This is a genomic window from Pseudomonas parafulva (assembly GCF_000800255.1).
GTDB lineage: Bacteria > Pseudomonadota > Gammaproteobacteria > Pseudomonadales > Pseudomonadaceae > Aquipseudomonas > Aquipseudomonas boreofloridensis.
In genome coordinates, this window is the sequence record NZ_CP009747.1 from 113187 (window position 1) to 135346 (window position 22160).

Annotated in this window: 18 protein-coding genes, 2 tRNA genes and 3 rRNA genes; 19 read left to right on the top strand and 4 right to left on the bottom strand. The window is 59.4% G+C overall.

The features are described from left to right. Positions 1–143: 143 nt before the first annotated feature. From NJ69_RS00495 to NJ69_RS00530, 8 genes are all read left to right on the top strand, one after another. Positions 144–1680, top strand: a 16S ribosomal RNA gene (locus tag NJ69_RS00495). Positions 1681–1766: 86 nt separating this feature from the next. Beyond that, a tRNA-Ile gene (locus NJ69_RS00500) sits at positions 1767–1843 on the top strand. 37 nt (positions 1844–1880) lie between these two features. Further along, a tRNA-Ala gene (locus NJ69_RS00505) sits at positions 1881–1956 on the top strand. 254 nt (positions 1957–2210) lie between these two features. Continuing rightward, positions 2211–5102, top strand: a 23S ribosomal RNA gene (locus NJ69_RS00510). A 137-nt stretch (positions 5103–5239) separates the two neighbouring features. Continuing rightward, positions 5240–5355 (top strand): 5S ribosomal RNA (gene rrf, locus NJ69_RS00515). The 16S, 23S and 5S rRNA genes sit together here with 2 tRNA genes alongside, the layout of an rRNA operon. A gap of 217 nt (positions 5356–5572) precedes the next feature. Then, the gene (locus tag NJ69_RS00520; protein ID WP_029614576.1) at positions 5573–6232 is read left to right on the top strand and encodes a paraquat-inducible protein A; all 660 of its coding nucleotides are present in this window, start codon (positions 5573–5575) and stop codon (positions 6230–6232) included. Beyond that, on the top strand, positions 6219–6842 hold the full coding sequence (locus tag NJ69_RS00525) for a paraquat-inducible protein A (protein ID WP_039575270.1): 624 nt from the start codon (positions 6219–6221) through the stop codon (positions 6840–6842). The genes NJ69_RS00520 and NJ69_RS00525 overlap by 14 nt, the downstream gene beginning before the upstream one ends. Next, entirely contained in the window at positions 6835–9135 is a 2301-nt protein-coding gene (locus NJ69_RS00530) for a PqiB family protein (protein ID WP_029614578.1), read from the top strand. The genes NJ69_RS00525 and NJ69_RS00530 overlap by 8 nt, the downstream gene beginning before the upstream one ends. Positions 9136–9258: 123 nt before the next feature. Here NJ69_RS00530 and rpsT read toward each other — a convergent pair whose 3' ends face one another. Further along, positions 9259–9537, bottom strand: a complete 279-nt coding sequence (gene rpsT / locus NJ69_RS00535) for a 30S ribosomal protein S20 (protein WP_029614579.1) — start codon at positions 9535–9537, stop codon at positions 9259–9261. A 253-nt stretch (positions 9538–9790) separates the two neighbouring features. Between rpsT and murJ the strand changes: the two genes are divergently transcribed. The 6 genes from murJ (at position 9791) to ispH (ending at position 17132) form a co-directional block, all read left to right on the top strand. Then, complete coding sequence (gene murJ, locus NJ69_RS00540; RefSeq protein WP_039575272.1) at positions 9791–11329, top strand: murein biosynthesis integral membrane protein MurJ; 1539 nt, start codon at positions 9791–9793, stop codon at positions 11327–11329. Between the two features lie 118 nt (positions 11330–11447). Further along, on the top strand, positions 11448–12398 hold the full coding sequence (gene ribF, locus NJ69_RS00545; RefSeq protein WP_039575274.1) for a bifunctional riboflavin kinase/FAD synthetase: 951 nt from the start codon (positions 11448–11450) through the stop codon (positions 12396–12398). Further along, a complete protein-coding gene (ileS, locus tag NJ69_RS00550; protein WP_039575276.1) occupies positions 12395–15232 on the top strand; it encodes an isoleucine--tRNA ligase in 2838 nt (945 codons plus the stop codon). Before ribF ends, ileS begins: the two co-directional genes overlap by 4 nt. Continuing rightward, a complete protein-coding gene (gene lspA / locus NJ69_RS00555) occupies positions 15225–15740 on the top strand; it encodes a signal peptidase II (protein ID WP_039575279.1) in 516 nt (171 codons plus the stop codon). The genes ileS and lspA overlap by 8 nt, the downstream gene beginning before the upstream one ends. Further along, complete coding sequence (locus NJ69_RS00560) at positions 15733–16170, top strand: FKBP-type peptidyl-prolyl cis-trans isomerase (protein ID WP_029614581.1); 438 nt, start codon at positions 15733–15735, stop codon at positions 16168–16170. The genes lspA and NJ69_RS00560 overlap by 8 nt, the downstream gene beginning before the upstream one ends. Before the next feature lie 14 nt (positions 16171–16184). Continuing rightward, a complete protein-coding gene (ispH, locus tag NJ69_RS00565) occupies positions 16185–17132 on the top strand; it encodes a 4-hydroxy-3-methylbut-2-enyl diphosphate reductase (protein ID WP_039575282.1) in 948 nt (315 codons plus the stop codon). On the opposite strand, the gene NJ69_RS00570 is transcribed toward ispH, so the two are convergent. Next, positions 17133–17597 (bottom strand): GspH/FimT family protein, encoded by a 465-nt coding sequence (locus NJ69_RS00570; protein WP_245219491.1) that lies wholly within the window; start codon positions 17595–17597, stop codon positions 17133–17135. Positions 17598–17727: 130 nt separating this feature from the next. Here NJ69_RS00570 and NJ69_RS22570 point away from each other — a divergent pair, with 130 nt between their 5' ends. Genes NJ69_RS22570 through thiO form a run of 5 tightly spaced genes read left to right on the top strand, consistent with a single transcriptional unit; the run spans position 17728 to position 20753 of the window. Beyond that, a complete protein-coding gene (locus NJ69_RS22570) occupies positions 17728–18093 on the top strand; it encodes a hypothetical protein (RefSeq protein ID WP_155290505.1) in 366 nt (121 codons plus the stop codon). Then, complete coding sequence (locus NJ69_RS00580) at positions 18090–18755, top strand: prepilin-type N-terminal cleavage/methylation domain-containing protein (RefSeq protein ID WP_039575287.1); 666 nt, start codon at positions 18090–18092, stop codon at positions 18753–18755. Before NJ69_RS22570 ends, NJ69_RS00580 begins: the two co-directional genes overlap by 4 nt. After that, positions 18752–19252, top strand: coding sequence for a hypothetical protein (locus NJ69_RS00585; protein ID WP_039575289.1), 501 nt, complete (start codon positions 18752–18754; stop codon positions 19250–19252). Before NJ69_RS00580 ends, NJ69_RS00585 begins: the two co-directional genes overlap by 4 nt. Continuing rightward, positions 19236–19625 (top strand): type IV pilin protein, encoded by a 390-nt coding sequence (locus tag NJ69_RS00590; protein WP_039575291.1) that lies wholly within the window; start codon positions 19236–19238, stop codon positions 19623–19625. The genes NJ69_RS00585 and NJ69_RS00590 overlap by 17 nt, the downstream gene beginning before the upstream one ends. A 30-nt stretch (positions 19626–19655) precedes the next feature. Next, on the top strand, positions 19656–20753 hold the full coding sequence (gene thiO, locus NJ69_RS00595; protein ID WP_039575294.1) for a glycine oxidase ThiO: 1098 nt from the start codon (positions 19656–19658) through the stop codon (positions 20751–20753). Positions 20754–20791: 38 nt separating this feature from the next. Here the strand turns inward: thiO and NJ69_RS00600 are convergent, their stop codons facing one another. Both NJ69_RS00600 and NJ69_RS00605 read right to left on the bottom strand, forming a co-directional pair. After that, positions 20792–21022 carry a PP0621 family protein gene (locus NJ69_RS00600; RefSeq protein ID WP_039575295.1) on the bottom strand — a complete coding sequence of 77 codons (231 nt, stop codon included), beginning with the start codon at positions 21020–21022 and terminating at the stop codon, positions 20792–20794. Between the two features lie 99 nt (positions 21023–21121). Next, complete coding sequence (locus NJ69_RS00605) at positions 21122–22141, bottom strand: outer membrane protein assembly factor BamD (RefSeq protein ID WP_029614585.1); 1020 nt, start codon at positions 22139–22141, stop codon at positions 21122–21124. Positions 22142–22160: the final 19 nt, after the last annotated feature.

Below are 22160 nucleotides of genomic sequence, written 5' to 3' on the forward strand. Positions count from 1 at the left end.
TCAAGCAATTCGTGTGGGTGCTTGTGAGTATGGACTGATCGTCGCCTAGATTATCAGCATCACAAGTGGCCATGCGAGAAATCACATAGTCATTTGAGATTGCTGAGCCAAGTTTAGGGTTTCTTAAAAACCCAAGCAGTATTGAACTGAAGAGTTTGATCATGGCTCAGATTGAACGCTGGCGGCAGGCCTAACACATGCAAGTCGAGCGGATGAGAGGAGCTTGCTTCTTGATTCAGCGGCGGACGGGTGAGTAATGCCTAGGAATCTGCCTGGTAGTGGGGGACAACGTTTCGAAAGGAACGCTAATACCGCATACGTCCTACGGGAGAAAGCAGGGGACCTTCGGGCCTTGCGCTATCAGATGAGCCTAGGTCGGATTAGCTAGTTGGTGAGGTAATGGCTCACCAAGGCGACGATCCGTAACTGGTCTGAGAGGATGATCAGTCACACTGGAACTGAGACACGGTCCAGACTCCTACGGGAGGCAGCAGTGGGGAATATTGGACAATGGGCGAAAGCCTGATCCAGCCATGCCGCGTGTGTGAAGAAGGTCTTCGGATTGTAAAGCACTTTAAGTTGGGAGGAAGGGTTGTAGATTAATACTCTGCAATTTTGACGTTACCGACAGAATAAGCACCGGCTAACTCTGTGCCAGCAGCCGCGGTAATACAGAGGGTGCAAGCGTTAATCGGAATTACTGGGCGTAAAGCGCGCGTAGGTGGTTTGTTAAGTTGGATGTGAAAGCCCCGGGCTCAACCTGGGAACTGCATCCAAAACTGGCAAGCTAGAGTACGGTAGAGGGTGGTGGAATTTCCTGTGTAGCGGTGAAATGCGTAGATATAGGAAGGAACACCAGTGGCGAAGGCGACCACCTGGACTGATACTGACACTGAGGTGCGAAAGCGTGGGGAGCAAACAGGATTAGATACCCTGGTAGTCCACGCCGTAAACGATGTCAACTAGCCGTTGGAATCCTTGAGATTTTAGTGGCGCAGCTAACGCATTAAGTTGACCGCCTGGGGAGTACGGCCGCAAGGTTAAAACTCAAATGAATTGACGGGGGCCCGCACAAGCGGTGGAGCATGTGGTTTAATTCGAAGCAACGCGAAGAACCTTACCAGGCCTTGACATGCAGAGAACTTTCCAGAGATGGATTGGTGCCTTCGGGAACTCTGACACAGGTGCTGCATGGCTGTCGTCAGCTCGTGTCGTGAGATGTTGGGTTAAGTCCCGTAACGAGCGCAACCCTTGTCCTTAGTTACCAGCACGTTATGGTGGGCACTCTAAGGAGACTGCCGGTGACAAACCGGAGGAAGGTGGGGATGACGTCAAGTCATCATGGCCCTTACGGCCTGGGCTACACACGTGCTACAATGGTCGGTACAGAGGGTTGCCAAGCCGCGAGGTGGAGCTAATCTCACAAAACCGATCGTAGTCCGGATCGCAGTCTGCAACTCGACTGCGTGAAGTCGGAATCGCTAGTAATCGCGAATCAGAATGTCGCGGTGAATACGTTCCCGGGCCTTGTACACACCGCCCGTCACACCATGGGAGTGGGTTGCACCAGAAGTAGCTAGTCTAACCTTCGGGGGGACGGTTACCACGGTGTGATTCATGACTGGGGTGAAGTCGTAACAAGGTAGCCGTAGGGGAACCTGCGGCTGGATCACCTCCTTAATCGAAGACATCAGCCTGCTGATGAGCTCCCACACGAATTGCTTGATTCATTGTGAAAAGACGATGCTGTAACGCGACCCTGTTATAGGTCTGTAGCTCAGTTGGTTAGAGCGCACCCCTGATAAGGGTGAGGTCGGCAGTTCAAATCTGCCCAGACCTACCAATTACTTGGTGCGGCCTACGAGATGTAGCAGATACACGGGGCCATAGCTCAGCTGGGAGAGCGCCTGCCTTGCACGCAGGAGGTCAGCGGTTCGATCCCGCTTGGCTCCACCACCTTTGTACAGCACTGTTAGAACTCAGAAATGAGCATTCGCGCGTCGCGTTGACGCCGCGTTGGAATGTTGATTTCTGGCTTTTGCCAGATCGTTCTTTAAAAATTCGGATATGTGATAGATACAGACTGATGACCAGTTTCACTGCTGGAAATCAGGCTGAGGTAAAATTTGTGAGTTCTGCTCGAAAGAGCGACGTGCGAATTTTCGGCGAATGTCGTCTTCACAGTATAACCAGATTGCTTGGGGTTATATGGTCAAGTGAAGAAGCGCATACGGTGGATGCCTTGGCAGTCAGAGGCGATGAAAGACGTGGTAGCCTGCGATAAGCTTTGGGGAGTCGGCAAACAGACTGTGATCCAGAGATCTCTGAATGGGGGAACCCACCTAGGATAACCTAGGTATCTTGTACTGAATCCATAGGTGCAAGAGGCGAACCAGGGGAACTGAAACATCTAAGTACCCTGAGGAATAGAAATCAACCGAGATTCCCTTAGTAGTGGCGAGCGAACGGGGACCAGCCCTTAAGTTGATTTGAGATTAGTGGAACGCTCTGGAAAGTGCGGCCATAGTGGGTGATAGCCCCGTACACGAAAGTCTCTTTTCAATGAAATCGAGTAGGACGGAGCACGAGAAACTTTGTCTGAACATGGGGGGACCATCCTCCAAGGCTAAATACTACTGACTGACCGATAGTGAACCAGTACCGTGAGGGAAAGGCGAAAAGAACCCCGGAGAGGGGAGTGAAATAGAACCTGAAACCGTATGCGTACAAGCAGTGGGAGCCTACTTTGTTAGGTGACTGCGTACCTTTTGTATAATGGGTCAGCGACTTATATTCAGTGGCGAGCTTAACCGAATAGGGGAGGCGTAGCGAAAGCGAGTCTTAATAGGGCGCTTAGTCGCTGGGTATAGACCCGAAACCGGGCGATCTATCCATGGGCAGGTTGAAGGTTAGGTAACACTGACTGGAGGACCGAACCGACTACCGTTGAAAAGTTAGCGGATGACCTGTGGATCGGAGTGAAAGGCTAATCAAGCTCGGAGATAGCTGGTTCTCCTCGAAAGCTATTTAGGTAGCGCCTCATGTATCACTGCTGGGGGTAGAGCACTGTTTCGGCTAGGGGGTCATCCCGACTTACCAAACCGATGCAAACTCCGAATACCAGCAAGTGCCGAGCATGGGAGACACACGGCGGGTGCTAACGTCCGTCGTGAAAAGGGAAACAACCCAGACCGTCAGCTAAGGTCCCAAAGTCATGGTTAAGTGGGAAACGATGTGGGAAGGCTTAGACAGCTAGGAGGTTGGCTTAGAAGCAGCCATCCTTTAAAGAAAGCGTAATAGCTCACTAGTCGAGTCGGCCTGCGCGGAAGATGTAACGGGGCTCAAACCATGCACCGAAGCTACGGGTATCACCTTTGGTGATGCGGTAGAGGAGCGTTCTGTAAGCCTGTGAAGGTGAGTTGAGAAGCTTGCTGGAGGTATCAGAAGTGCGAATGCTGACATGAGTAACGACAATGCGAGTGAAAAACTCGCACGCCGAAAGACCAAGGTTTCCTGCGCAACGTTAATCGACGCAGGGTTAGTCGGTCCCTAAGGCGAGGCTGAAAAGCGTAGTCGATGGAAAACAGGTTAATATTCCTGTACTTGCAGTTATTGCGATGGAGGGACGGAGAAGGCTAGGCCAGCCTGGCGTTGGTTGTCCAGGTTTAAGGTGGTAGGCTGAAATCTTAGGCAAATCCGGGATTTCAAGGCCGAGAGCTGATGACGAGTTGCCTTTAGGCGACGAAGTGGTTGATGCCATGCTTCCAAGAAAAGCTCCTAAGCTTCAGATAACTGGGAACCGTACCCCAAACCGACACAGGTGGTTAGGTAGAGAATACCAAGGCGCTTGAGAGAACTCGGGTGAAGGAACTAGGCAAAATGGCACCGTAACTTCGGGAGAAGGTGCGCCGGCGAGGGTGAAGGACTTGCTCCATAAGCCCATGCCGGTCGAAGATACCAGGCCGCTGCGACTGTTTATTAAAAACACAGCACTCTGCAAACACGAAAGTGGACGTATAGGGTGTGACGCCTGCCCGGTGCCGGAAGGTTAATTGATGGGGTTAGCGCAAGCGAAGCTCTTGATCGAAGCCCCGGTAAACGGCGGCCGTAACTATAACGGTCCTAAGGTAGCGAAATTCCTTGTCGGGTAAGTTCCGACCTGCACGAATGGCGTAACGATGGCGGCGCTGTCTCCACCCGAGACTCAGTGAAATTGAAATCGCTGTGAAGATGCAGTGTATCCGCGGCTAGACGGAAAGACCCCGTGAACCTTTACTATAGCTTTGCACTGGACTTTGAGCTTGCTTGTGTAGGATAGGTGGGAGGCTTTGAAGTGGGGACGCCAGTTCTCATGGAGCCATCCTTGAAATACCACCCTGGCAACCTTGAGGTTCTAACTCAGGTCCGTGATCCGGATCGAGGACAGTGTATGGTGGGTAGTTTGACTGGGGCGGTCTCCTCCCAAAGAGTAACGGAGGAGTACGAAGGTGCGCTCAGACCGGTCGGAAATCGGTCGTAGAGTATAAAGGCAAAAGCGCGCTTGACTGCGAGACAGACACGTCGAGCAGGTACGAAAGTAGGTCTTAGTGATCCGGTGGTTCTGTATGGAAGGGCCATCGCTCAACGGATAAAAGGTACTCCGGGGATAACAGGCTGATACCGCCCAAGAGTTCATATCGACGGCGGTGTTTGGCACCTCGATGTCGGCTCATCACATCCTGGGGCTGAAGCCGGTCCCAAGGGTATGGCTGTTCGCCATTTAAAGTGGTACGCGAGCTGGGTTTAGAACGTCGTGAGACAGTTCGGTCCCTATCTGCCGTGGACGTTTGAGATTTGAGAGGGGCTGCTCCTAGTACGAGAGGACCGGAGTGGACGAACCTCTGGTGTTCCGGTTGTCACGCCAGTGGCATTGCCGGGTAGCTATGTTCGGAAGAGATAACCGCTGAAAGCATCTAAGCGGGAAACTTGCCTCAAGATGAGATCTCACTGGGATCTAGAATCCCCTGAAGGGCCGTCGAAGACTACGACGTTGATAGGTGGGGTGTGTAAGCGCTGTGAGGCGTTGAGCTAACCCATACTAATTGCCCGTGAGGCTTGACCATATAACACCCAAGCAATTTGAGCGTGAGCGCCGAATTGTGGTGGTGAAGACGAGAGAACCGAAAGTTCGCGACGAACCACAGAATCACATATCCGAATAGGCTGGGGTGTCCGTAAGGACGCACTGGCAACCGAATTTCTTGACGACCATAGAGCATTGGAACCACCTGATCCCATCCCGAACTCAGCAGTGAAACGATGCATCGCCGATGGTAGTGTGGGGTTTCCCCATGTGAGAGTAGGTCATCGTCAAGATTCATTTCGCAAAACCCCTATCTGCGTGAGCAGGTAGGGGTTTTGTCTTTTCTAGTGGGTGATAATTTCTGACAGGATAGGATCGAGGACGGATCTCACGACGAGCTCAGACGCGCCTTTCCTCTGCAATCAATGGTAACTGCGCCTGTAACGCACCATCTCCCACATTTTTGGTCGGAACACTAGAATAGAGCCGACTTTCCTACCAGACCTCCCTATGCCTAACGTCGCCGACCCTGAAGCGCTGGCCGATCTGCCGCTGGATGACCTCGTGGCTTGTCATGAGTGCGACCTGCTATTACGCAGGCCCGTTTTGAAAAACGATGAGAAAGCCCTATGCCCGCGTTGCGGCTATGAGCTCTACGCGCATCGACACAATGTGGTCAATCGAAGTCTGGCATTGGTCCTGACCGCCCTGTTGCTCTACGTTCCGGCCAACTTCCTACCTATCATGCAGCTTCACCTGTTCGGCCAGACCTCCGATGACACCGTCTGGAGCGGCGTGCTAGGTCTGTATCATTCCGATATGCGAGGAGTCGCCGTGGTGGTGTTCCTCTGCAGCATGGCTATTCCGCTGCTCAAGCTGCTGTGTCAGTTGCTGGTACTGTTGAGTATTCGGCTGAATGTCGGTCGCAGTCATGGCCTGCTGGTCTATCGCATTTATCACCACCTGCGTGAGTGGGGCATGCTTGAGGTCTATTTCATGGGTGTACTGGTGGCGATCGTCAAACTGGTCGATCTTGCGCAATTGACGCTGGGCCTGGGGCTGTTTTGCTTTATCAGCCTGTTACTGGTCCAAGTATGGCTCGAGGTGGTGATGTCCCCACATCAGATCTGGGTCGCGCTTTCGGGGGAGGACACCCATGCGGGCGATTGATGCCGGTATTCTGGTGTGCAACGAATGTCATGCGTTAAACCGTCAGCGCCATGGCCACGACTCGCAGGCCTGTAGCCGTTGTGGCGCTGTGGTGCATGCCCGGCGGCCTAATAGCATCGTCTACACCTGGGCTTTGCTCATCACGGCGATGATTCTCTACATTCCGGCCAATCTGCTGCCGATCATGACCGTCAGCACACTGGGCCAGGGCAGTCCGGACACCATCATGTCCGGGGTCATTACATTGATGAAGCATGGCATGTTGCCGATTGCCGCCGTGGTCTTCACCGCCAGTATTCTGGTGCCTACCTTCAAGCTGATCGGTATAGGGCTGTTGCTGTACTCGGTTCAGCGTCACCAGCCTCTTTCCGCACGGCAGCGGATTCTGATGTACCGGTTCATTGAGTTCATCGGTCGCTGGTCGATGCTGGATATCTTCGTCATCGCCATCTTGGTGGCCGTGGTGAAATTCGGCCGTATTGCCAGTGTCGAACCCAATCTCGGCGCCGTTGCTTTCGCTGCCGTAGTGATTTTGACGATGCTTGCTGCCTTAACCTTCGATCCCCGACTGATCTGGGACAACACGGAGTCGGATGACGACCATGAGTGATCTGCCAACGGCAAAAACCCGCCCAGCTTCCAATTGGTCGGCCATCTGGATCCTTCCTTTGATTGCGCTACTTATCGGCGGTTGGCTTGCCTGGCAGGCTTATCGTGAGGCGGGTGTGGAGATCCAGGTGCGCTTCGAAACGGGTGAGGGGATCGTCGCCAACAAGACTGAGGTCATCTTCAAAGGGATGTCGGTCGGTAAGGTCAAGTCATTGGTGCTGGATGCCGAAGGCAGCAATAAAGGCGTGATCGCGACCATCGAGATGAATAAGGCAGCCGAAGTACACCTGACCACAGGCACGCGCTTTTGGCTGGTCAAACCGAGCGTGAGCCTTGCTGGCATATCGGGACTCGAAACGCTGGTCTCCGGCAACTACATTGCAGTCGATCCGGGACAGGGTGAGCCTACCAAGCGGTTCAAGGCCTTGGCCGAGGCGCCGCCGCTGTCCGATAAGGAGCCAGGCTTGCACCTGACCCTCAAGGCTGACCGTCTGGGGTCGCTGAACCGTGACAGTCCGGTGTTCTATAAACAGATCCAAGTCGGCAAGGTGAAGAGCTACAAACTGTCCGATGATCACGATACGGTCGAGATCAAGCTGTTCATCGAACCTGAATACGCGAACCTGGTGCGCAAACACACGCGCTTCTGGAATGCCAGCGGTATCAGCATCGACGCCAACCTGTCCGGCGTGAAGGTGCGCAGTGAGTCGCTGTCGAGCATCATCGCCGGCGGTATCGCCTTCGCCACGCCTGAGCATCGCAAGGACAGCCCGCCCACCGACCCGAATCTCCCGTTTCGGCTGTACGAAGATTTCGATGCTGCTCAAGCCGGTATCCGGGTCAAGGTGCACCTGACCGACTATGACGGTTTGCAGGCTGGCCGTACGCCTGTGATGTACAAGGGGATTCAGGTCGGCTCGATGAAGACCCTGAAGATCGACGACGACCTCACCGGTGCAATGGCAGAACTGACGCTCGATCCGTTGGCCGAGGACTACCTGGTCGAGGGTACGCAGTTCTGGGTGGTCAAACCGTCCATTTCCCTGGCCGGTATCACCGGTATCGAGGCGCTGGTCAAAGGTAACTACATCGCCATTCGGCCGGGCGAGAAAGGGGCGCGTCCGCAGCGCGAGTTTGAAGCCCGCCCCAAGGCGCCGCCACTCGATCTCAAGGCACCCGGCCTGCACTTGGTGCTGTTCGCCGATACGCTAGGTTCGCTGGAAGTGGGCAGTCCGGTGACCTACCGTCAGGTCCGGGTCGGCAGCGTGCAGAGCTATCAGTTCGCTCGCAACAGCAAGCGTATTCTGATTGGCGTTCATATCGAGAAGGAGTACGCCAATCTGGTCAATGGTTCTACACGTTTCTGGAATGCCAGCGGCATCACGCTCACCGGCGGTCTATCGGGTATCAAGATCAAGAGTGAGTCGCTGCAAACGCTGATGGCTGGGGGTATCGCATTCGATACGCCGCAGCCAAACGTGCCTTTGAAACGCCATATCCCGCGCTTCCGCCTGCTGGAGAACGAGGAGGCCGCCAATCGAGCTGGCAGCCTGATTACCATTCGCGTGGATCGCGCCGATGGTCTGAAGCCCGGTACGCCGATCCGCTTCCGTGGTCTTGAAGTTGGCAGCCTCGAAAGCGTCGACCTCACTGCCGACCTGCAGGCTGTGCTGCTGCGTGCGCGGATTACCGAGTCGGCAGACCGTATCGCTCGTGTAGGGACTCAATTCTGGGTGGTGAAGCCGGCGCTCGGGCTGGTTCGCACCGAGAACCTGGATACCTTGGTCAGTGGGCAGTACCTGGAGGTGCAGCCTGCCTCGAACAATCGAGGGCCGCAGCGCGATTTCATCGCCTTGAGCGAGGCCCCTGAAGTGAAAGGTCCTGAACTTGGCCTGCCGCTGACACTTAGCGCACCGAGGCGCGGCTCCATCAAGCCTGGCGTACCGGTCACTTATCGAGAGGTGCAAGTAGGCAAGGTCACCGGCTATGAGCTGGGCCAGAGTGCCGATCGTGTGTTGATCCACATACTCATCGAGCCTCGTTATGCGGCTTTGGTGCGCGGCGGTAGTCGTTTCTGGAACAGCAGCGGCTTTGGTTTCGACTGGGGCCTGTTCAAGGGCGCCACAGTGCGTACCGAATCGTTGGAAACTCTCATTGACGGTGGTATCGCCTTCGCGACGCCAGACGGGGAGCAGATGGGCAATCCTGCACGTGCGCAGCAGACTTTCCCGCTGTTCGACAAGCCAGACGACGCCTGGTTAGTGTGGGCGCCCAAGATTCCGCTGGGCAAATAGAACAACTGCCGGGCTGCCAAGCGCAGCCCGTTCTTGTGAACGCACGTTGACTACAAGGCATGCTCAAATTTCAGGCAACAAAAAACCGACCCTAAGGTCGGTTTTTTTGTTCAAGCGCGTCGCTTAGGCAGCTGCAGCTTCTTTCAGCGCCTTGATGTGGCCATTCAGACGGCCTTTGTGGCGAGCAGCCTTGTTCTTGTGGATGATGCCTTTGTCGGCCATACGGTCGATGACAGGCACAGCCAGAGTGTAGGCAGCTTGCGCTTTTTCGGCGTCTTTAGCGTCGATGGCCTTGACTACGTTCTTGATGTAGGTACGGACCATGGAACGCAGGCTGGCGTTGTGGCTGCGACGCTTCTCAGCCTGTTTTGCACGTTTCTTGGCGGAAGGTGTGTTGGCCACCGTCGAGCTCCTCGAAAGACTTTTGGGTAAATAGCAAACAAATAAGGCCGCGAATCATGCCGATGACTCGGACGGATGTCAAGGCCAGTTGCAAGGATCTGCCGAGTGGCATGCGAGCGCGGAAGGAGAGATTCCTTTCTGCGCAACGACCTGTAAACTCGGAAGTTTATTGCACCCCTGCAGAGAAGCGGGATTATCGCATACTCCAGCGCCATCTGGCAGCGCTCTCAAGTCTCAGGCGTAAAACTTTTCGATGAACCTGCTCAAATCCCTGGCTGCCGTCAGTTCGATCACCATGATTTCCCGGGTGCTCGGCTTTGTGCGCGACACCATACTGGCGCGCATTTTCGGCGCTGGCGTGGCCACCGACGCCTTCTTCATCGCCTTCAAACTGCCCAATCTGCTGCGACGTATTTTTGCCGAAGGCGCGTTTTCCCAAGCATTCGTGCCTATTCTGGCCGAGTACAAATCCCAACAAGGCGAGGAGGCGACGCGAACTTTCATCGCTTACGTCAGCGGCCTGCTGACATTGGTGCTGGCGTTGGTCACGGCACTGGGGATACTGGCTGCGCCCTGGGTGGTGTGGGTCACCGCGCCAGGTTTCGTCGACAGTACCGAGAAATACGCGCTCACCACTGCGCTGCTGCGAGTGACCTTTCCTTATATATTGCTGATCTCGCTGTCGTCCTTGGTAGGGGCGATTCTCAACACCTGGAACCGCTTCACGGTACCGGCGTTCACGCCCACGCTGTTGAACGTGGCGATGATCGGCTTCGCCGTGTTTCTCACGCCTTATTTCGACCCGCCGATCATGGCGTTGGCCTGGGGTGTGCTGGCCGGCGGCCTTGCGCAGTTGCTCTACCAACTGCCCGCGTTGAAGAAAATCGGCATGCTCGTACTCCCGCGCCTGAATTTGCGCGATACAGGTGTATGGCGCGTGCTCAAGCAGATGCTGCCGGCAATCCTCGGGGTGTCGGTGAGCCAGATCTCGTTGATCATCAACACCATCTTCGCCTCGTTCCTGGTCGCCGGGTCGGTGTCCTGGATGTACTACGCCGACCGTCTCATGGAGTTACCCTCGGGGGTGCTGGGCGTGGCGCTGGGAACCATTCTGTTGCCTACGCTGGCCAAGACCTACGCCAATCGGGATCGTGAAGAGTACTCGCGAATTCTCGACTGGGGCCTGCGCCTGTGCTTCCTGCTGGTATTGCCCTGCACCTTGGCCCTGGCGATCCTCGCCGAACCCCTGACGGTAGCGCTGTTCCAGTATGGCAAGTTCACCGCGACCGATGCCGCGATGACCCAGAGAGCACTGATCGCCTACTCCGTGGGACTGCTGGCGATCATTCTGGTCAAGGTGCTGGCTCCAGGCTTCTATGCCCAGCAGAACATTCGTACCCCGGTCAGGATCGCGATCTTCACGCTGGTCTGCACCCAGTTGTTCAACCTGGCGCTGGTCGGCCCGCTGCAGCATGCGGGCCTGGCCCTGGCCATCAGTCTGGGCGCGTGCCTGAATGCCGGACTGCTGTTCTGGAAGCTGCGCAGCCATCAGTTGTTCCAGCCACAGCCTGGCTGGATGCTGTTCCTCGCCAAACTGGTGCTGGCGGTGACGCTGATGTCGGCGGTACTGTTGCTGGGCATGCACGTTATGCCGGCCTGGGAGCAGGGCAACATGCCCGCGCGCTTCCTGCGCCTGGGGGCGTTGATCGTCGCTGGCGTGGTGACTTACTTCGGCTGCCTGCTACTGTGCGGCTTCCGGCCACGGCATTTTGCCCGCAAGGCGCTGCACTGAGGCCCTCCGTCGCCCTGGCGTCGATTTTTCCAACTCCATGGCCCGCCAAGGCGTTGCTGCCTGTCACCAGCGCCCTGGTGTGGTTATAATCGACCACTTTATGAGCAAGAAGCGCGTTATGCAGCTGGTTCGAGGTCTTCACAACCTGCGCCCCGAGTACCGGGGCTGTGTCGCCACCATTGGCAACTTCGACGGAGTGCACCGGGGCCACCAGGCCATCCTGGCGCGCCTGCGCGAGCGCGGACAAGCGCTCGGGCTGCCGACGTGCGTGGTGATCTTCGAGCCCCAGCCGCGCGAGTACTTCGCGCCGGATACCGCGCCGGCCCGCCTGGCGCGTTTGCGCGACAAGGTCGAGTTGCTGGCCGCCGAGGGCATCGACCGAGTGCTGTGCATGGCGTTCAACCAGCGCTTGAGCGAGCTGAGTGCCGAGCAGTTCGTCGAGACGATCCTGGTCGACGGCCTCGGTGTGCGTCATCTCGAAGTGGGCGACGATTTCCGCTTCGGCTGCGATCGCGCCGGCGACTTCGCCTTTCTGGTCGAGGCTGGCAAGCGCCATGGATTTACCGTCGAGGCCGCGCAAACCGTGGTTCAGGACGGTCTGCGGGTCAGCAGCACGCAAGTGCGCACGGCCTTGGCCAATGCTGACTTCGCCTTGGCTGCGCACCTGCTGGGCCGTCCCTACACCATCAGCGGACGCGTCCTGCACGGCCAGAAACTGGCTCGCCAGCTGGGCACGCCGACCGCCAACGTCCAGCTCAAGCGTCGCCGCATACCGTTGTCCGGCGTGTACCTGACCAGCGCCGAGATCGACGGCAAGGTTTGGCCAGGCATCGCCAATATCGGGGTTCGGCCCACCGTCGCCGGTGACGGCCGTCCCCACCTGGAGATTCATCTGCTGGATTACGCCGGCGATCTGTATGGCCGGCGCCTGACGGTGGAATTCCACCACAAGCTGCGCGAGGAGCAGCGATTCGCCTCCCTGGAGGCGCTGAAGTCGGCGATCGACGCGGACATCGCCGCCGCACGTGCCCACTGGCACGCTCAACCGCTAACCAAGAGCCTGAAATGACCGACTACAAAGCCACGCTTAACCTCCCGGACACCGCCTTCCCCATGAAGGCCGGCCTGCCTCAGCGCGAACCGCAGATCCTGCAGCGCTGGGACAGCATTGGCCTGTACCGGAAGTTGCGCGAGATTGGCAAGGACCGTCCGAAGTTCGTCCTGCACGACGGCCCGCCCTATGCCAACGGCAAGATCCACATCGGTCATGCACTGAACAAGATCCTGAAGGACATGATCGTGCGTTCGAAGACCCTGTCCGGCTTCGACGCGCCGTATGTGCCAGGCTGGGACTGCCACGGCCTGCCGATCGAGCACAAGATCGAGGTTACCCACGGCAAGCACCTGAGCCCCGACCAGACCCGCGAATTGTGCCGCGCCTACGCCGCCGAGCAGATCGAAGGGCAGAAGGCCGAGTTCATTCGCCTGGGTGTGCTGGGTGACTGGGACAATCCCTACAAGACCATGGACTTCGCCAACGAAGCCGGTGAAATCCGCGCGCTGGCCGAGATGGTCAAGCAAGGGTTCGTGTTCAAGGGCCTCAAGCCAGTGAACTGGTGCTTCGATTGCGGCTCGGCATTGGCTGAGGCCGAGGTCGAGTATGCGGACAAAAAATCCCAGACGCTGGACGTCGCGTTCCCCATCAGCCCTTCCGACACCGGCAAGCTGGCGGCAGCGTTCGGCATGGACACGCTGCCCAAGCCTGCTTCCATCGTGATCTGGACCACTACTGCCTGGACGATTCCTGCCAACCAGGCGTTGAGTGTCCATGCCGATTTCAGCTACGCCTTGGTGGATGTGGGCGACCGCCTGCTCGTGCTGGCTGAGGAGCTGGTGGCAGCCTGTCTCGATCGTTACGGCCGTGAGGGTCAGATCATCGCGCGCACGCCGGGTGCGGCCCTGGAACTGATCAACTTCCGTCATCCCTTCTACGACCGTAACTCGCCGATCTATCTGGCCGACTACGTCGAGCTCAGCGCAGGCACTGGTATCGTCCATACTGCGCCGTCCTATGGTGAGGACGACTTCATCACCTGCAAGCGCTACGGCATGCAAAACGATGAAATTCTCACGCCTGTGCAAAGCAACGGCGTGTACGCGCCTTCACTGGAATTCTTCGGTGGCCAGTTCATCTGGAAGGCCAATCCGGCCATCGTCGAGAAGCTGCAGGAAGTCGACGCGCTGCTGCACACAGAAACCATCACCCACAGCTACATGCATTGCTGGCGCCACAAGTCCCCGCTGATCTATCGCGCCACGGCGCAATGGTTCGTCGGCATGGACAAGCAGCCTGCCAGCGGTGAGAACCTGCGTGAGCGCGCGCTCAAGGCCATCGAGGACACCCAGTTCGTCCCGGCGTGGGGCCAGGCGCGCCTGCATGCGATGATCGCCACCCGTCCGGACTGGTGCATCTCGCGTCAACGCAACTGGGGCGTGCCAATCCCGTTCTTCCTCGACAAACAGACTGGTGAACTGCACCCGCGCACCGTCGAATTGATGGAGGCGGTAGCCAAGCGCGTCGAGCAGCAGGGTATCGAAGCCTGGTTCAACCTCGACGCTGCCGAACTGCTGGGTGATGAGGCCGCGCAGTACGAGAAGATCGCCGACACCCTGGACGTCTGGTTCGACTCTGGCACCACTCATTGGCACGTGCTGCGCGGCTCGCATGACATCGGTCATGCCACGGGGCCTCGCGCCGACCTGTATCTGGAAGGCTCCGACCAGCACCGCGGCTGGTTCCATTCCTCGTTGCTCACCGGCTGCGCCATCGATGGTCATGCCCCCTACCGCGAGCTGCTGACCCACGGCTTCACCGTCGACGAGAACGGCCGCAAGATGTCCAAGTCGCTGGGCAACACCATTGAGCCTGAAAAGGTCAACAACTCCCTGGGCGCCGATATCCTGCGTCTTTGGGTGGCCGCGACCGACTACTCCGGCGAGATGGCCGTTTCCGAGCAGATCCTGCAGCGCAGCGCCGATGCCTACCGGCGCATCCGCAACACTGCACGCTTCCTGCTTTCCAACCTGTCCGGTTTCGACCCGGCCCGCGATCTGCTGCCGGCCGAAGACATGCTGGCGCTCGACCGCTGGGCGGTCGACCGCACGTTGCTGCTGCAACGCGAGCTGCAGGAGCACTACGGCGAGTATCGCTTCTGGAACGTCTATTCCAAGGTGCACAACTTCTGCGTGCAGGAGTTGGGCGGCTTCTACCTCGACATCATCAAGGACCGTCAGTACACCACTGGCGCCAACAGCGTCGCCCGCCGCTCCTGCCAGACCGCGCTGTACCACATCAGCGAGGCCTTGGTGCGCTGGATTGCGCCGATCCTGTCCTTCACCGCCGATGAGATCTGGCAGTACCTGCCCGGTGAGCGCAATGAGTCGGTGATGCTCAACGAGTGGTATCAGGGCCTGACCGAGCTGCCGCAGGACAGTGAGCTGGATCGCGCGTACTGGGACCGCATCATGGCGGTCAAGGCGGCGGTCAACAAAGAGCTGGAGAACCAGCGCACAGCCAAGGTCATCGGCGGCAACCTGCAGGCCGAAGTGAGTCTGTTCGCTGAAGAGGGCCTGAGCGCCGACCTGGCCAAACTGGGCGACGAACTGCGCTTCGTGCTCATCACGTCGGCCGCCAGTTTGGCCCCATTCGCCCAGGCCCCGGCCGAAGCGGTGGCAACCGAAGTGGAGGGCCTGAAGCTCAAGGTGGTCAAGTCCGGTCACGCCAAGTGCGGTCGTTGCTGGCACTTCCGCGCCGACGTCGGCAGCCATCCGGAGCACCCGGAGATCTGCGGGCGTTGCGTCGACAACATCAGCGGCAAGGGCGAGGTGCGCCACTATGCCTAATCCTGCCGCAGGGCGCTTCGGCCGGCTGGCCTGGCTATGGCTGAGCTTGCTGGTCCTGGTCCTCGACCAGGCCACCAAGCTGTACTTCGACAACGCCCTGACCATGTACCAGCAGATCGTGGTGATTCCCGACTACTTCAGCTGGACGCTGGCCTACAACACAGGCGCGGCCTTCAGTTTCCTGGCCGACAGCTCGGGCTGGCAGCGCTGGCTGTTCGCGCTGATCGCGGTCGTGGTCAGCGCCGTGCTGGTGGTCTGGCTCAAGCGCCTGGGGCGCAACGAGACCTGGCTGGCTGTCGCGCTGGCCTTGGTGCTGGGCGGCGCCATCGGCAACCTGTGGGACCGGGTAGTGCTTGGCCATGTGGTCGACTTCATCCTGGTCCACTGGCGCAATACGCACTATTTCCCCGCCTTCAACCTGGCCGACAGCGCAATTACGGTGGGTGCGGTGATGTTGGCGCTGGACATGTTCAAGAGCAAGAAGTCCGAGGAGGCCGTGCATGACTGACACCCGTATCGGCCAGAACACCGAAGTCACCCTGCACTTCGCGTTGCATCTGGAAAACGGCGACACAGTCGACAGTACCTTCGACAAGGCGCCGGCCACGTTCAAGGTAGGTGATGGCAACCTGTTGCCGGGCTTCGAGAATGCGCTGTTCGGCTTCAAGGCCGGCGACGAGCGCACCTTGAGCATTGCCCCGGAAAACGCCTTTGGTCAGCCGAACCCACAGAATGTCCAGGTGATGCCGCGTACGCAATTCGAAGGTATGGAACTGTCCGACGGTCTGCTGGTGATTTTCAACGATGCTGCCAATACCGAGCTTCCGGGCGTGGTCAAGGCCTTCGACGATAACCAGGTGACCATCGATTTCAACCATCCGCTGGCTGGCAAGACCTTGAGCTTCGAGGTCAAGATCCTCGACGTGAAGGCCCTGTGAGTCTGGAGCCGAGCATGCAAATCAAACTCGCCAACCCGCGCGGCTTTTGCGCGGGCGTTGACCGGGCGATCGAGATCGTCAACCGTGCGCTGGAAGTCTTCGGTCCGCCGATCTATGTGCGTCATGAAGTGGTGCACAACAAGTTCGTGGTGGAAGACCTGCGTAACCGTGGTGCGGTGTTCGTCGAAGAACTGGACCAGGTGCCAGACGATGTCATCGTCATCTTCAGCGCCCATGGCGTGTCCCAGGCTGTGCGTCAAGAAGCGGCGGGGCGCGGACTGAAGGTATTCGATGCCACTTGTCCGTTGGTGACCAAGGTGCACATCGAGGTGGCCAAGTACAGCCGTGATGGCCGTGAGTGCATTCTCATCGGCCATGCCGGGCACCCGGAAGTCGAAGGCACCATGGGTCAGTACGATGCCAGCAATGGCGGTGCGATCTACCTGGTCGAGGACGAGAAGGATGTTGCCACCTTGCAGGTGCGCGACCCGGAGCATCTGGCGTTCGTCACCCAGACCACCTTGTCGATGGATGACACCAGTCGCGTCATCGACGCCTTGCGAGCACGCTTTCCGAACATTGGCGGGCCGCGCAAGGACGATATCTGCTATGCCACCCAGAATCGCCAGGATGCCGTCAAGCAACTGGCCGACGAGTGCGATGTGGTGCTGGTGGTCGGCAGCCCGAACAGTTCCAACTCCAATCGCCTGCGTGAGCTGGCCGAGCGCATGAGCACGCCAGCTTATCTGATCGACGGCGCCGAGGACCTGCAGCGCAGCTGGTTCGACGGTGTTCAGCGAATCGGCATCACCGCTGGTGCATCGGCGCCCGAAGTGCTGGTGCGTGGCGTGATCGATCAGCTCAGGGCCTGGGGCGCGAGTGGCGCCGAGGAACTCGATGGGCGCGAGGAGAACATCACCTTCTCCATGCCCAAAGAGCTGCGCGTGCGTACTCTGATCTGATCAGGGCTCTGCGCAGCGGGGTGTCTGCATTGCCTCGCTGCGCACACTGACACGCCCGCTGGGCGCCAGTACCACACGGTGCTGGCTGAGGCCTCGAGCCTCTGTGCAGATCTGCAACGTTCCCCCGACGAAAGCGCCGTTGTCGCGCCTCGGTATCCCCAGGGCATCGAACCTCACTTCGGCCAGGTTGGCGGCGATGTTCGACTGACGCCGCAATCGGTGTTCACGCACCACCTGCCCGCTGGCTTCCAGCACTGCGCGCCACCCCCGTCCCCACTCTTGCTCGATAGGTCGCACAACCATGGCCTGGCTGTGCAGCAGTGCCTGGCTGCGGGCGCTGCGCAGGCTCTGTGCCAACTCCCGTGCGACGGCAGCTTGGTAGACGCTTTCGCGCCAGTCGGCGTAGGCCGGCGCGCCGAGTTGTGTCAGAACACCGAGCAGGGCCAGGACGCCCAGCAGTTGCATCAGTGTTACTCCCTGTTGCCGCATCGTGCATTCCTCCCTGGAAGTGCTTCTCTGTAGCTTCGAGGTCTGGGGCCAGGAGGTCCAGTCGGCCGAACCGATCACGTCAGGCGGGAAATTTCGCAGGAGGCGAATGATGAAGCTCAGGGAGCAGGGCATGGCCTTGCTGGAGGTGGTGGTGGCGGTACTGGTACTGGGGGTGGGGCTGTTCACCTCGGCGTCGCTGCAGATGCGCGCGCTGCACGCGGCCGAGGGCGCACGGCGTGATGCCCAGGTGGTGCAATTGGGGCAGAGCCTCATCGAGCAGACGCGTAGTGCCGGGCAGCTTCAGCCCGCCGCGTTGCATGACTGGCGAGCGCGCCTGGAGGCGCTGTTGGGGAGTTCCGGTCGGGGGCAGGCGGTGGTAGCGGGTCAGTGGCTGCGTCTGGAAACCTGCTGGCAGGATGCGCGCGGTGCCCAGCCTCAGACCATCCAGTTGCAGGGTTGGGTCTTGCCATGAGCGCCCGGCAGCGCGGCTTCGGGCTCATGGAGGCTCTGCTGGCACTGGCGTTGGGTTTGATGGTACTGGCCGCAGCGGGCCAGGTGCTGTTCTCGGGCCAGCAGTTGTGGCGTGTGCAAGGCGCTCTGGCGCGCCTGCAGGAGGATGCCATGCTGGTGCTGCAACGGCTGGCTCTGGACATTCGCATGACTGCAAGCTTTGGCTGTCTGTCCCCGGAGGCCGTCGAGTTCCACGATGCCAGCGCGCGGCAGGCGTTCGCCCACCCCTTGCACATCGAGCACCTCAGCGATGGCCGCCTGGCCAGGCTCAGTCTCGTCACGGCCGAGCTGTCCGGTACGGCGAGCTCACCGGACTGGACCTTGCACACCGACTGTCTGGAATGGGCGCAAGTGCATGGAAAGCGTCACTCGCTCCCTGGTGCACCGCTGTCGATTGGCTTGCGCCACCATACCTATAGGCTCCAGGGCGGCAGCCTGATGCTTGCCAGCGGCGGATTCAATGCGTCGCTGATCGACAACGTGCGTGATTTCCGGGTGACGCGCGTTGAGGCCGAGCAGGGCACACGGCTCGATTTACAGCTGATCCTGGACGACCTGGAGGGGCAGGTGGAGCGCACCTATGCCCTGAGTGTGGCCCTGCGCAATCGGTTGCCCCCGTCATGAGTCGTCAGCGAGGCATGGTGCTGCTGCTGGCGCTGATGTCGAGCCTGTTGCTTGGACTGTTCGCAACCTCGGCACTGCGAGAAGCCTTGCTGCAGTCCACGTTGGCCGGCAATGTGCTGGCGTCCGCCCGCGCGCTGGAGCAGGCGGAGGCGAGTCTGCTGGCCGGTGCCCAAGCGCTTGCACACACACCGCTGCAAGCGTGCAGCGCCTGTGTGCCGCCTGCCGATCCTCACAATCTGATCGCTGATCAAGGGGATTGGCAAGCCAGCGAGCACGGCTTCTTTCTCGTGCAGCGTCTTGGCGTCACGACCCGAGCGGTACACGTGCCGCAGGGTACGCCTGTGACGCTGTACCGTGTCACCGCCGTGAGTCGCGAGGCGCGTGCGCGTCAAGTGATCGAGGCGATCTATGCGCAGGACAGCGTCGAGGCCCACCCGCCACAGCGTATCGTCTGGCGCCAGCGTTTCAGGGAGAGCAGCGATGCAGCGCGGCCTTAGCCTAATGGAGCTGTTGCTTGTGCTGGCGGTGCTCGGCATCCTGGCGGGCGTCGCCTATCCCAGCTACAGCGACTCCTTGCGGCGCGCAGCTCGCAGTGAGGTGGTCGGTCTATTGCACGATGCTGCGCAGCGCCTGGAGTATCATCATGCGCGCACTGGCCAGTATGCCGAAAACGACCCGTTGCACACGACGCTGCCAGAAGGCAGCCGGTTCTATCGCCTGCACGCCTGGCGAGAGGCGGATCGCTATCGTTTGCTGGCTGTACGTCTACCCGGTGGACTGATGGCCGATGATCGTTGCGGTGATTATCTTCTCGATCAGGCAGGCGTGCGCGACAACCCCGGTGCTCAGGACGCGACAGCGTGCTGGTGAGGCATTTCCCTTCAGGCAGTGGAACGACAGATGAGCAAGCGCGTAGTAATTGTCGGTGGTGGCGTGATCGGCCTGCTGACGGCCTACAACTTGGCGGCGAACGCCGAGCAGGTGGTGGTGTGCGATCAGGGGGCCGTGGGGCGAGAGTCGTCCTGGGCAGGAGGGGGCATCGTCTCGCCGTTGTACCCGTGGCGCTACAGCCCGGCAGTGACTGCGCTGGCGCACTGGTCGCAGGATTTCTATCCACAGTTGGGCGACCATCTGTTCGCCCGTACGGGTATCGACCCGCAGGTTCACACCACTGGATTGTACTGGCTCGACCTGGAGGACCAGGATCAGGCCTTGGCCTGGGCCGCGCGTGAGCAGCGGCCGCTGAGTGAAGTGGTCATTTCGGCCGCTTATGCGGCGGTGTCGGCGCTGGGTCCTGGCTACGAGCGAGCCCTGTATATGCCTGGGGTGGCCAATGTGCGTAATCCCCGCTTGGTGAAGTCGCTGAAAGCAGCATTGCTGGCGCTGCCGAATGTGAGCTTGCGCGAACACTGCCAGATCACCGGCTTTGTGCGCACGCACGAGCGCATCAGCGGTGTGGTCACGCAGGAGGGTGTGCTCAGTGCCGACGAGATCGTGCTCTGCGCTGGCGCCTGGAGCGGCGACTTGTTGCGCACGCTGGGTCTGGCGCTGCCAGTGGAGCCGGTTAAAGGGCAGATGATCCTGTTCAAGTGCGCCGCCGATTTTCTGCCGAGTATGGTGCTGGCCAAAGGGCGGTATGCGATTCCGCGTCGGGATGGGCACATTCTGGTGGGTAGCACCCTGGAGCACGAAGGCTACGACAAGACCCCGACCGAGGTGGCGCTGAACAGCCTGCGGGCATCGGCGATCGAGTTGTTGCCGCAGTTGGCGCAGGCGCCAGTGGTGGCGCATTGGGCGGGACTGCGGCCTGGGTCGCCAGAAGGCGTTCCCTATATAGGACCGGTGCCGGGGCATGCAGGGCTATGGCTGAACTGTGGCCATTATCGCAATGGACTGGTGCTTGCTCCGGCCTCGTGCAAGCTGTTGGTCGACCTGATGAGCGGCGCCAGGCCGCTCATTGATCCTGCTCCCTATGCGCCAGCAGGACGGGTCGATTGAATGTTTCGTCAGCGCAATGGGGTCGATGACGATCGAGGTCAGCCTTGCCGACCAGGCCCCTGCTCCAGATGCGCCTGGCTGCAGTACCAGTCATTGCCCAGGCGCAGCGCCCGGTCGTTGGGCAGGTGCACGCCGCAGTGGGCGCAGCGCACCATGGTCAGGGGATCTTCGAGGCGTTGCTCTGGGCGCGATTGCTGGCTGATCTTGAATTTGCGCCACAGCCAGAACGCGGCGGCGATCAGGGCGATCCAGAAGAGTAGACGAACCATGGTGTCCAGCTTGTCGTGAATTGAAGAGGCCACAGTCTAGGCTGCGGCCATGAAAAAAGGGAGACCTGCGGGTCTCCCTTTCTGTCGTTACGCGAGCGGTCAGTCGAACAGACCGAAGGTCAGATAGCTGAACCAGGAGCGATCTTCGTCGGCATCCTTCGGACCTGCTGGCAGGATCGGGTCGCCGTTCTCGTCCTTGGGCAGCAGTTCGGCTGGCATTTCCGAACGGGCGTCCTTGAACTGACGCACCACATCCTGGTTGGCGCGGGTTTCGCCCGGCGGCAGCGGGGTGTCGGTCTCGATCAGGCCCAGGGTGGCCTTGGACAGCCAGGAGCGGTCGTCATCGTCTTTTTGCTGCGGCACGAACTGGCCATCGACCAGGCTCGGGTGATTCGGGTAGTTGAGCTTGAGGGTTTCCAGGCTGGTGGCAGCCAACTCGTCCAGGTGCATCTTCTGGTAGGCCTCGGTCATCACGGCCAGACCATCGCCCACGGAAGGGGTTTCCTGGAAGTTTTCCACCACGTAGCGGCCACGGTTGGCGGCAGCGACGTAGGCCTCGCGGCTCAGGTAGTAGTCGGCGACATGGATCTCGTAGGAGGCCAGCAGGTTGCGCAGGTAGATCATGCGCTGCTTGGCGTCCGGGGCGTAGCGGCTGTTGGGGAAACGGCTGGTGAGCTGGGCGAACTCGTTGTAGGAGTCGCGGGCCGCGCCCGGGTCACGCTTGGTCATGTCCAGCGGCAGGAAGCGCGCCAGCAGGCCACGATCCTGGTCGAACGAGGTCAGGCCCTTGAGGTAGTAGGCGTAGTCGACGTTCGGGTGCTGGGGGTGCAGGCGAATGAAGCGCTCGGCGGCCGACTTGGCGGCTTCCGGCTCGGTGTTCTTGTAGTTGGCGTAGATCAGTTCGAGCTGGGCCTGGTCGGCGTAACGGCCGAACGGGTAGCGCGATTCCAGGGCCTTGAGCTTGTTCACGGCGCTGGTGAAGCTGTGGTTGTCCAGGTCGGCCTGCGCCTGCTGGTACAACTCGGCTTCGCTGAGGTTCTCGTCAATGACTTCCTTGTTCGAGGAACAGGCAGCGGTGAGCCCGAGGATGGCGATCAGCAGCAGGTGTTTCACTTGCATGGCGGCTTGCGTCCTTTGA